Annotated in this window: 12 protein-coding genes; 7 read left to right on the top strand and 5 right to left on the bottom strand. The window is 39.7% G+C overall.

Annotated elements, in window-relative coordinates:
- Positions 1–3 precede the first annotated feature (3 nt).
- Genes U5B17_RS06305 through der form a run of 5 tightly spaced genes read right to left on the bottom strand, consistent with a single transcriptional unit; the run spans position 4 to position 6,506 of the window.
- Positions 4–2,376: a tetratricopeptide repeat protein gene (locus tag U5B17_RS06305; protein WP_430804505.1), complete on the bottom strand. Its 2,373-nt coding sequence runs from the start codon at positions 2,374–2,376 to the stop codon at positions 4–6.
- Entirely contained in the window at positions 2,376–3,620 is a 1,245-nt protein-coding gene (gene serS, locus U5B17_RS06300) for a serine--tRNA ligase (protein WP_430804504.1), read from the bottom strand. Before serS ends, U5B17_RS06305 begins: the two co-directional genes overlap by 1 nt.
- Positions 3,621–3,632: 12 nt before the next feature.
- Complete coding sequence (gene trpS / locus U5B17_RS06295; protein WP_430804503.1) at positions 3,633–4,595, bottom strand: tryptophan--tRNA ligase; 963 nt, start codon at positions 4,593–4,595, stop codon at positions 3,633–3,635.
- Positions 4,592–5,119, bottom strand: coding sequence for a shikimate kinase (locus tag U5B17_RS06290; protein ID WP_230057020.1), 528 nt, complete (start codon positions 5,117–5,119; stop codon positions 4,592–4,594). Before U5B17_RS06290 ends, trpS begins: the two co-directional genes overlap by 4 nt.
- A complete protein-coding gene (gene der / locus U5B17_RS06285; protein WP_430804502.1) occupies positions 5,109–6,506 on the bottom strand; it encodes a ribosome biogenesis GTPase Der in 1,398 nt (465 codons plus the stop codon). Before der ends, U5B17_RS06290 begins: the two co-directional genes overlap by 11 nt.
- A 145-nt stretch (positions 6,507–6,651) precedes the next feature.
- Between der and U5B17_RS06280 the strand changes: the two genes are divergently transcribed.
- From U5B17_RS06280 to pyrF, 7 genes are all read left to right on the top strand, one after another.
- On the top strand, positions 6,652–7,077 hold the full coding sequence (locus U5B17_RS06280) for a desulfoferrodoxin family protein (protein WP_430804501.1): 426 nt from the start codon (positions 6,652–6,654) through the stop codon (positions 7,075–7,077).
- An 88-nt stretch (positions 7,078–7,165) separates the two neighbouring features.
- A complete protein-coding gene (locus tag U5B17_RS06275; RefSeq protein WP_430804500.1) occupies positions 7,166–8,059 on the top strand; it encodes a DMT family transporter in 894 nt (297 codons plus the stop codon).
- The gene (gene kdsA / locus U5B17_RS06270) at positions 8,059–8,865 is read left to right on the top strand and encodes a 3-deoxy-8-phosphooctulonate synthase (protein ID WP_430804499.1); all 807 of its coding nucleotides are present in this window, start codon (positions 8,059–8,061) and stop codon (positions 8,863–8,865) included. Before U5B17_RS06275 ends, kdsA begins: the two co-directional genes overlap by 1 nt.
- Entirely contained in the window at positions 8,862–9,380 is a 519-nt protein-coding gene (locus tag U5B17_RS06265; protein WP_430804498.1) for a hypothetical protein, read from the top strand. Before kdsA ends, U5B17_RS06265 begins: the two co-directional genes overlap by 4 nt.
- A gap of 10 nt (positions 9,381–9,390) precedes the next feature.
- Positions 9,391–9,861, top strand: coding sequence for a 6,7-dimethyl-8-ribityllumazine synthase (gene ribH / locus U5B17_RS06260; protein ID WP_430804497.1), 471 nt, complete (start codon positions 9,391–9,393; stop codon positions 9,859–9,861).
- Position 9,862: 1 nt separating this feature from the next.
- Positions 9,863–10,255, top strand: a complete 393-nt coding sequence (gene nusB / locus U5B17_RS06255) for a transcription antitermination factor NusB (protein WP_430804496.1) — start codon at positions 9,863–9,865, stop codon at positions 10,253–10,255.
- On the top strand, positions 10,255–10,935 hold the full coding sequence (gene pyrF / locus U5B17_RS06250; RefSeq protein WP_430804495.1) for an orotidine-5'-phosphate decarboxylase: 681 nt from the start codon (positions 10,255–10,257) through the stop codon (positions 10,933–10,935). Before nusB ends, pyrF begins: the two co-directional genes overlap by 1 nt.
- The last annotated feature ends 46 nt before the right edge of the window (positions 10,936–10,981 follow it).

Here is a 10,981-nt window from a genome sequence, read left to right as displayed (position 1 = left end):
ATATCATCTAGGCTCATTTATAATCTCAAAATCATAAAATTCGTTCTTATGACTTGTGTTGCCAACCTTTTTATACTGTATGATAGCAGCGTCTAAGTTGTCTATCTGCTGATATAAAAAGCCAAGTGCTACACGGTTTTCTATCGCGCTTGGATCGGTTAAATTTGTAAGTTCTAATAGCGCAATAGCGTTATTTGGACTATTTGCACCAGTTGCCGCAACCGAAGCCAGAAATAAAGTTACTGCGTCATCTTGCTTAAATTCATCAATTAGTCTATTGTAAATTTTAAAACTCTCATCAAATTCGTTAGTAAAAATTTGCAAATAAGCAAGCGTTGTAAGCAAATTTGCATTCATAGGAGCGCTTTTTAGTCGCTCTTTTATCTTATCGCGTTCATAAAAAAGCAAGCCCGAAATTTGCAGTAAATTTATGTATTGCTTTTTAATAATGCTAACTCCGTGATAAAACGCACTCTCATCAAGCTCTTTACTCTTAAAATATAGCTGTATAGCCTGCGCATAGGACTTTATGTCACCATTATCTTTATTATTTGCAATAAAATTTAAGATATGAGCAACCATATCTTTTGGTAAAATTTGTGTGAGTTTTGCCGTTTTTTGCTGCATTATCTCATCAAATCCAGCTATCTTAGCAATGATAATATCAAAAGCTAAATTTAGTGTAGTGTCCTCTTTTTGCTCCTCTAAATATCGTATCATCGAAGCTTGGTTTGAATTGACTAAAGCTAAAAGCGCGGTATACAAATTCTCATTTGGGATATTGTTTTGAGACTCTAAATTTTCACTTATGGCTTCTATAAATTTTGGATTTAGCGAGTTAGTTATATCAGTTGAGATGATATGAAAGATGCCTGCTAAGTAGTTATTTTGATCTAGATGATAGCTTGTTAAAAAGTGTTTTGCGGCAAGGCTAAAGTTTCCAAGCTGAGCATAAGTGAGGGCTAGATTATACTGAAGTATAGAGTGCTCTGGGTAGGTTTGAGCCAAGATACTAAATTCAGCATTTGCTGCTTTTAGCTCGTAGTTTAGGGCTTTTGCTATAGCGCTTGAAAGTTTTGAATTTACCTCTGAGACATTTAGGCTGTTTTGTAAATATCCGCTCGCTCCATTTGTATCATCCAAAAAGAGACTCACTCCCCCCTTTCGTATCTGATTCATAGTCTGTTTGGCGTCAAAAACCTTATAAGGCGCAAAATAAAATAGCGTCTCGTATCGGCGAGTTTTGTTAAAAAACATATCATCTTTAAAATGTGCTTGCGCCATATTTACATCAAAAAGCTCTGGACTTAGTCTGGCTTTTATCCTATAAATCGAGCTTGGCAGGCTTACATTTACATCCTTAACCTCTCCTATAAAATTTGCAGCATCTGCGTAAAAGCCGGTTTTTAGGTCTATTATCGCTGCTGTCATCTTGATAAGATCTGGCTGAGTTGTGTTTTTAACAGCCTTTGCTAAATAATCCCTAGCTTTGTCAAATTTTGCTTCATTTGCATAAAGCTGTGCTAGAGTGATGTTTGAGTTTAGGCTGTCTTGCTTTTCAAGACGCTTTATAGCATCTTCATTTCTACCAAGAGCAGTTAAAATTTTTGCCGCAAGATAGTCATATCTGTCTTTATAATACTCACTACTAGGGTGCTTTAAAGCATGCAAAGCCTCTATATAGTTGCCTTTATAGTAGTGAATGAGCGCGTAGTAGTAGTGATAAAGCGGAGATGATGTCTCATTTTGCAAAAATGAGTGCGCAAGGTCTATGTAGTAGTTAAATTGCTGCTCATCGCCTAGCTCTAGCGAGCAAACAGCCGCATTTATGGCGCTAACGCTTGTGTTTTCGCGATTAGCTATTGCTTTAGCAAATGAGCTTACAGCGTCTTTGAAATTTTCTTGCTTCATCTGAGAGACACCGAGATTATAGTTTGAAAGAGCTTGATTATAAGCTGCGATACTTTCATAAATTTTTAGTGCTTCAAATTTATCGCCCTTTTCATAAAGCAAATTTGCCTTATTTATCATATCATCTATCTTGGAAGCTCCAAAGTCTTGTGTTTTTGGGCGCTCTTCAATGCGCTGTATAAGCTCACCAACGCCATCTTTTGACTTATCTTTTTTTAGTAAAACCACAAGTAAAATGACAATAATCAAAAGCACAAGCAAGCCTATACCGCCAAAAATCATAATTTTTTTCTTATCAAGTCCCTTTTTGGGTGGCTCGATAACGACCTGATCTTCAGGCTGCTCTTCTTGTTGTTCAGTAAGCTCATCTAGTGACACTATCTCTTCAGGCTTTGCGCCATCATCATCTAACGCCTCACCAGGAGGACGAAGAACTAAGACCTCTTCGTTGTTCTCATCAGCCACTACATATACCTTTTAAGAACCTCTGGAATTTCGATCGTTCCATCAGCTTTTTGATAGTTCTCCATTATGGCTATAAGTGTCCTACCAACGGCTAAGCTTGAGCCATTTAGCGTATGAACTAGGGCGTTTTTCTTGTCTTCTTTGAAGCGAATTTTAGCCCTTCTAGCTTGAAAATCACGAGTGTTTGAAACAGAACTTATTTCGCGGTATTTGCCCTGTCCTGGTAACCAAACTTCAAGATCAATGGTCTTTGCTGCGCTAAATCCTAAATCACCACTGCAAAGTAGCATATGTCGGTGCGGTAGCCCCAAGCTCATAAGCAAATCACTCGCACACGCCACCATCTCATCAAGCATATCTGCACTTTGGCTTGGTTTTGTGATTGCCACAAGCTCAACTTTTTCAAACTGATGCTGACGGATCATGCCACGCGTATCACGCCCTGCAGATCCAGCCTCTTGACGAAAACACGCTGAGTAGCAAGTCATCTTTATCGGAAGTTTCTGGGCATCGATGATCTCGTCGTTGTAGATGTTTGTTACAGGAACTTCACTCGTTGGTATAAGATAGAGATCCTCATCGCGCACTTTGTAAAGATCCTCTTCAAATTTTGGTAGCTGACCTGTGCCATAAAGCGTGTTTGAGCTTACCAAAAATGGCACATTTACAAGCTCAAAGCCACGCGCACTGTTAAAATCGATCATGTAATTAACTAAAGCTCGGCTCAGTCTTGCTCCCTCGCCACGCAAAATGGTAAATCGTGAGCCTGAAATTTTTGCCCCTCGCTCAAAATCAAGCCAACCCAAACTCTGGCCAAGCTCGAAATGCTCCTTTGGTGTGAAGTTAAATTTCGTCGGCTCTAGAATCGTTTTTAAGCAAATATTATCCTCTTCATCAGCCCCAGCTGGCACATCATCATCTGTAATATTTGGGACATTTGAAGCGATGTTATCAAGCTTAGCTTCTAGCTCTCGCACCACCTCGTTAGCCTTTGCGACAAGCTCTTTGTTCGCACTTAGCTCATCTTTTAGCGCACTCACATCGCCACCACTTCTAGCTAAATTTCCAAGTTCCTTACTCTTTGCATTTTGCACTGATTGCAAGACTTCAAGCTCTTGACGCTGTTTTTTTAAGGCGTTAAATGTGTTTAGCAAATTTGCCAAAATTTCTTCATTTATCTTCTTGCCACGCAGTTTTGCGACAAATTCATCATAGTTGCTTTCAAGTAGTTTTAAGTTTATCATTTTTGCCCCTTTTTAATAAATCCCAGTTGCTGCTCGCACACTCGATATTATTGGCTCTGCAACAGCTTTTGCCTTGACCGCACCATCGGCTAAAATTTGCTCCACTTGGGCTAAATTTTGGCAGTAGTACTCAAATTTCTCTCTTGCGTCCTTAAAATACTCCCAAACAAGCTCATTTAGATACATTTTAAAATGCCCATGCCCTTCGCCACCTCGCTCGTATCGCTCTTGCAAGTCACGCTGTCCGCTCTCGTCCAAAAATAGCTTTGCGATGTTATAGACATTGCAGTTTTGCCACTGCTTTGGCTCTTCAAGCGGTGTCGCGTCAGTTACGATAGATGAGATTTGCTTTTTTAGGGTTTTTGCGTCGGCAAAAATATCTATAGTATTGCCATAGCTTTTGCTCATCTTAGCACCATCGGTTCCCGGCACCGTGGCAACATTTTCTGCGACCTTGTGAGATGGTAGGTTTAAGATCTCGCCGTGTTCGTTATTAAACTTTATCGCTATATCCCTTGCAATCTCAACATGCTGGATCTGATCCTTGCCAACTGGCACGACATCAGCACCAAATAGCAAAATATCAGCCGCCATCAGCACAGGATAGCTAAAAAGCCCGTGATTTGCACTTATGCCTTTTGCGGTTTTGTCCTTGTAGCTGTGAGCGCGTTCAAGCAGTCCCATCGGGGTGTATTGGCTTAGCACCCAGTAAAGTTCAAGCACCTCTTTTACATCACTTTGCACCCAAAATGTCGATTTTTCAGGATCAATGCCTAGTGCTAAAAACGCAGCCGCTGCTTCAAGCGTATTTTGGCGTAAAATTTTTGCCTCACTTACCGAGGTCATCGCGTGATAGTTTGCGATAAAGATAAACATCTCGCTTTCATTTTGTGCATCTACCATCTGTTTAATCGATGCAAAATAGTTTCCTAAGTGCAATTTCCCGCTTGGCTGAAGCCCTGTTAATACTCTCAATCTTTTTCCTTGTTTAATATTTTTTTGATCTCTTTTGCGATTTGTTTTATCGTTTTATTTTCGACATTTATGATGATGTCAGCCTTTTTTTCGTAAATTTTTTCACGACTTTTATGTAGCTCTCTAGCCTTGTCTAAGTCGTTTAAAAGCGGTCTTTTAGCAAATTTTTTCTCAGCATTTTCGCTGTTTCTCATGCGCTCTATAATGCAGTCAAAGCTAGCCTTTAAATATATGACTTTACCTATCTTATTTAGCCCTTTAACCATCGCAAAGCCACCACCAGTTGAAATGATAGCATTTTTTAAATTTTTAGCTAAAAATTTGGCCAAATTCTTCTCCAATGCCCTAAAATGCGTCTCACCAAACTCACTGAAAATTTCCCTAATCTTCATATTTAGTGAGCTTTCTATCATATCATCAGTATCAACATTAAACCTATCTAAATTTTGCGCTAGCTCACGAGCTACGCTACCCTTGCCAGCACCCATAAATCCTATAAGTACGATATTGTGGCTACTCTTCATTTTCGCTCTCCTGTTGCGAATTTCGCCCGCGAGGGATTAGCACCACAGGGCTTCCCTCTAGCTTAAATGCTTCGCGAAGTTTGTTATTTAAGTAGCGTTTGTAACTAAAATGCAAGCACTTTGGTTTATTCATCACAAGGGCAATTTTAGGTGGGGCAAAGCCAAACTGCACGGCGTAGTAAATTTTAACCACTTTGCCCTTATCACGCGGTATCGGGTGGATTTTAGTCGCTTCACCGATGACATCATTTAGCTTTGAAGTTTGTAGTTTTTGAGTAAAATTTGCATATACTTCATTAATAAGACTATAAATTTTATGCACCCTTTTGCCACCAAGTGCGCTAACACTTATAACTGGTGCATAAGCCAGGAATTTAAACCTATCCCTTATCTCAAAAACTAGCTTGTCAAACTCCCATTCGCTTTTGTCCCACTTATTTAGCACGATTATCGTAGCTAGCTCAAATTTACTTGCAAGCCCACCGATACGCTCATCTAGCTCATTTAGTGGTTCAGAGCTATCAAGCACGAGCAGGGCTACATCGGCATTTTCTAAAATTTTCTCCGTGCGATTTAGTGCGTATCGCTCGATGCCTTCTATCTTGCCACGACGGCGAATACCCGCGGTATCGACAAACTCATACACTCTGCCCTCATGCTCGTAAATTTCATTAACTGGATCGATTGTGGTGCCAGCCACGCTACTCACTACGGCTCTAGCGTCTTTTACAAGCGCGTTTAAAAGGCTTGACTTGCCGACATTTACGCGTCCGATGATACCAACTTTTATGTTTTTATTTTCGTAATCTATCTCTTTTTTGTCAAGATCTAGCTCGCCCTCATCGTTAAATTCCTGCAAAAACTCATCAAAATCCTCACTCTCATCGGCTACGATCTTAGGAGCTTGTAGAAATTTTTCGATCCACTGCGTCAGCTCATCAACCCCTGTAGCATGACTTACAGAGATTGAAAACACGACCTTTGCACCAAACTGAGTAAATTCCCACGCTCGTTGCTCATCTTTTTTGCTATCAACTTTATTTATAACAAGGGCGGTTGGCTTTTTAAGCTTCAAAAGCTCGTAAAACAGCGCTCTATCTTCATCATCTGGCAACATCTTGCCATCAACCATATAGATAATGATGTCTGAGTTTTTAACTTCATTTAATGTCTTAGCCTTGACATTACGAAAAAGTTCACTACTATCATCAAGCCCGCCACTATCAATAAGCAAAAACTCTCGTCCGTCCAAATTTATAACGGCTTTATTTGTATCACGAGTAGTTCCTGCTATGTCGCTTGTGATGGCGATACGCTGACGAGCCAAGCGGTTAAAAAGCGAGCTTTTCCCCACATTTGGTTTTCCAACTAATATAACTTTTTGCACGATTTTTCCTTGTTTATTGTGCGTATTATACATTAAAAGGCTAAAATTTGGCAAAATTTACTTAAATTTAAAAGCAATTTTTTCAGCCAATTATCAAAAAACTTAGATTATAATAATTACGAAACTTTTCACAAAAGGAGAAATCATGAAAAGAAGAGATGCGTTAAAGGCTATAGTTGTTGCTGGTGTAGCAGTTGGTTCAGTTAGTGCGTATGATGAGAAGCTCATTACAAACAAAAATGACATAACACCAAAAGACCCACAAAATTTAACAGAATTTGAAGCTAAGCACCTGCCTGACATAATGGTAAAAGATGCTGATGCAAAGGGCTTTACTCTTGTTGAAGTTACAGTCGGACAAAAAGAGATTATCCATCCAAGTGAAGCAAAACACTGGATATATGAGATAGAACTTTTTGCTGATGATAAACTTGTAGGCAAAGCTTCACTTGAGCCTGAAATTTCTCGTGGTTTCTTAAGTGCAAGAGTTAATCTAAAAGATGTAAAAACACTAAAAGCCATCGCTCGCTGTAACCTACATGGTAACTTTACACACACTATAACACTATAAAATGTGGGGCGTCCTGCCCCGCTTTTTTAAAATTTCACTTTTATTAAGCCTTTTTTAGTATAATTTGGATTTTAAATAAAGGCTAAATTTGCAACTTCGACAATTTATTTTGCACCATTTGGGTGTTTATTACATGATTATTGCATCGATTTTATTTGCTACAACTGGTGCATTTGCAAAAATTTTAAGCGCAAATATGCCAAGTATCGAGGTTGTGTTTTTTAGAAATTTGATTGGGCTTTTGCTGGTTGGTTTTTTGCTGATTAAGCACAGACCGCAAAATAAAGGTGGGAAATTTTGGCTGCTGATGTTTCGAGGATTTATCGGCACGATGGCACTTTTTGCTTTTTTTTACAATATCGCTCACATCAGCCTTGGTGCAGCTTTTACATTTTCTAAAACTAGTCCGATCTGGACGGCCGTGATCTCAGCGATCGTTTTTAAAGAGGTGCTAAGCTACAAAGGCTGGGGTGCGATCGCGCTTGGATTTGTGGGAATTTTATTTATCATTCAGCCTAGTCTTGGCATCAGCAAAACTGACATCATAGGCATTTGGAGTGGTCTTGGCGCAGCACTTGCTTATACTAGTGTTAGAGAGCTTAACCGCAGTTATGATGCAAAAACTATCGTGCTAAGCTTTATGGCATGGGGTTCGGCGATGCCTGTGGCATTTATGATAATGGCGGAATTTATCCAATATGAGCCACTTGATTTTTTGCTATCAAAATTTGTAGCTCCGAGTCTGCAATCATGGCTTTTGATCGCTTGTATGGGTGTTGCTGGATATTACTTTCAAATTTATCTTACAAAGTCCTATGCAGTTGCTAAAAAAGCAGGCGTGGTCGCGGCTGTAAGCTATTTGGATGTTGTATTTACGATCATTGTCGGCGTAATGTTGGGCGATAGTTTGCCAAATTTAGTTGCATTTTTTGGTATAATGCTAGTCATTTTAAGCGGAATAATCGTAGTAAGGGAAAAATAATGATACTAATATCTGGACCGTGCGTGATCGAAAGCGAAGAGCTTGTGATGGCGGTGGCCAAAAGACTTAAAAAATTTAATGAAGATAGCAGGATAGATTTTTATTTTAAGAGCAGTTTTGATAAAGCAAATCGCACAAGCATTAGCTCGTTTCGCGGTCCGGGACTTGAAAAGGGTTGTGAAATTTTAGCTCGTGTGAAGGAAAAATTTGGCTTTAAAATTTTAACCGATATACACGAAAGCTATCAGGCTGAGCCAGTCGCACAGGTGGCTGATGTGTTGCAAATCCCAGCATTTTTGTGCCGCCAGACTGATCTTCTAGTAGCAGCTGCAAAAACAAAGGCAGTGGTTAATATCAAAAAAGGGCAGTTTTTAGCAGCATCGGCTATGAAGCATAGCGTAAAAAAAGTGCTTGAAACGCGTGGTGTTAGCGATGAGGGCTATGATGTGGCTAAGCAAAATGGCGTTTGGCTGTGTGAAAGAGGAAGCACATTTGGGTATGGAAATTTAGTCGTGGATATGAGAAACTTGGTACTTATGCGTGAGTTTGCACCTGTGATTTTTGACGCAACTCACAGCGTGCAAATGCCATCGGCTTTAGGCGAAAAAAGTGGCGGAGACGCTAGATTTGTGCCATATCTTGCTAGAGCAGCAGCAAGCGTGGGCGTGGATGGATTTTTTTACGAAACGCATATAAATCCTTGCGAAGCGATGTGCGATGGACCAAATATGCTAAATCTTGATGAGCTTGAAAAAGTAGTCGAGCAGACACTAAAAATAGAAGAAATTTTAAAGGAAGCAAAATGAAAAATATTATAACATTTATCTTTGCTACAATATTTTTAGTTGGTTGCGGACAAAACCAGCCAAAAGTGCCAACTGCAAGCGCTTTTAAATTTGATAAGATAGACTATACTCATATCCAATATCATCAGCCTACAAAATTTACATATCAAAGCCCACAAGATGTTGAAAAAAAATATAACGAGCAAATTTTAGATGCATTACAAAATAACAATTTACTAGATCAAAACTCGACAGATGAGCTTAAAATTTCAATAAAACATCAAAGAGAATTTGGTGGTGAGGCAACACCTTTAAAAAGTGACAGAATGGGAAATATCTGGCTTTATTACAATATACAAATTATCAGAAATGGTGAGGTTTTAAGAAATTATACATCATCAAGAGAGCGCTACGATCCGGGATTTTTTGGTAATTTAAAAACAATAGCGATGCAAAATACAGATGACAAGCTAGAAAATGATGCTATATCGGCTATGGCACATCATATTATAAAAATAATTAAAGAAAAATTTTAAAGGATAAAAAATGAACATAATTGAGGGAAATTTAGCCCTAAACGGCAAGGAAAAGATCGCAATCATAAACGCTAGGTTTAATCACATCATCACAGATCGCTTGGTAGAGGGTGCAAAAGATGCGTTTTTACGCCATGGTGGCGACGAGAAAAATTTAAGCCTTATTTTAGTGCCGGGAGCGTTTGAGATACCGATGGCGCTCGAAAAAGTGCTTGAAAGTGGAAAATTTGACGCAGTTTGTTGTGTGGGAGCGGTCATCCGTGGCTCAACTCCGCATTTTGACTATGTATCGGCTGAAACCACAAAAGGCATAGCAAATGTAACCCTAAAATACGGCAAGCCAGTAACATTTGGCGTACTAACGGTCGATAGTATCGAGCAAGCGATAGAGCGAGCAGGCTCAAAGGCTGGAAATAAGGGCTTTGAAGCGATGACTGGCGTTATAGAAATGCTAAGTCTTTATAGAAATTTAAAGGCGTAAGATGGCGACTAGACATCAAGCACGCCAAGCCGTAGTTTCATTGCTTTATTCGCACGAGATGAGTGGCATTAGCGAGGCGTTTTTAGAGGAATTTTTAGACGAGAAAAAGATACGAAATGAGCGCAGGGAAGAGGTCGTGCGCTCATTTAATGAAATTTTAGCCAAAAAAGATGCCATAGACCGCAAAATAAAACAATATTTAAAAGACGGCGATATCGAAAAAGTAGGTGTAGTGGAGCGCAACATCTTGCGTCTTGGTGTCTATGAGATGACGCTTGGCGAGGCCGATGGCGCTGTTATCATCAACGAAGCGGTCGAGCTTGCCAGGGAGCTTGCTAGTGATAGTTCTCCGCGCTTTATAAACGGCGTTCTTGGCGCGATCAAGGTTGATTAATGAAGCTTTGCGTTGCGCTTGATATGCCAAGCCGTGATGAGAATTTAGCTCTCGTAAAGCAACTAAATGGACTTGATCTATGGCTTAAAGTAGGTCTTAGATCATTTTTGCGAGATGGTGCAAAATTTATTGATGAGATCAGGCAGGTTAGCGACTTTAAAATTTTCTTAGACCTAAAACTGCACGACATACCAAACACAATGAGCGACGCTGCTGATGTGATCGCTGGGCTTGGCGTTGATATGATAACACTTCACGCAAGTGCTGGCAAGCGTGCGATGAGTGAAGTTATGGCTAGACTTTCAAAATGCCAAAACCATCCGCTTGTATTTGCAGTATCGGCACTTACGAGTTTTAGCGATGATGAGTTTAGGGTGGTTTATAATGATAGCTTAGAAAATTCTGTGCGAAAATTTAGCACCGCAGCGTATGAAGCTGGTGTTGATGGTATGGTCTGCTCAGTGTTTGAAAGTGCGATGATAAAGATGGCTACTTCGCAGGATTTCCTAACTCTTACGCCTGGCATTCGTCCATTTGGAGAGAGTGCAAACGATCAAAGTAGAGTGGCTGATTTGTCAGTGGCAAAGCGTGAAAATAGCGACTTTATAGTAATTGGCAGACCGATATATGAAGCTCAAAATCCACGCGAAGTAGCCAAGAAAATTCTAGCGCAAATTTAGCCTATCTCTAGGCTAAACTCCGCTATTTTATCCTTATAAACCTTCA

Source organism: Campylobacter australis (assembly GCF_050586305.1).
Taxonomy (GTDB): Bacteria; Campylobacterota; Campylobacteria; order Campylobacterales; family Campylobacteraceae; genus Campylobacter_A.
This window is presented reverse-complemented; position numbering and strand designations above follow the sequence as displayed.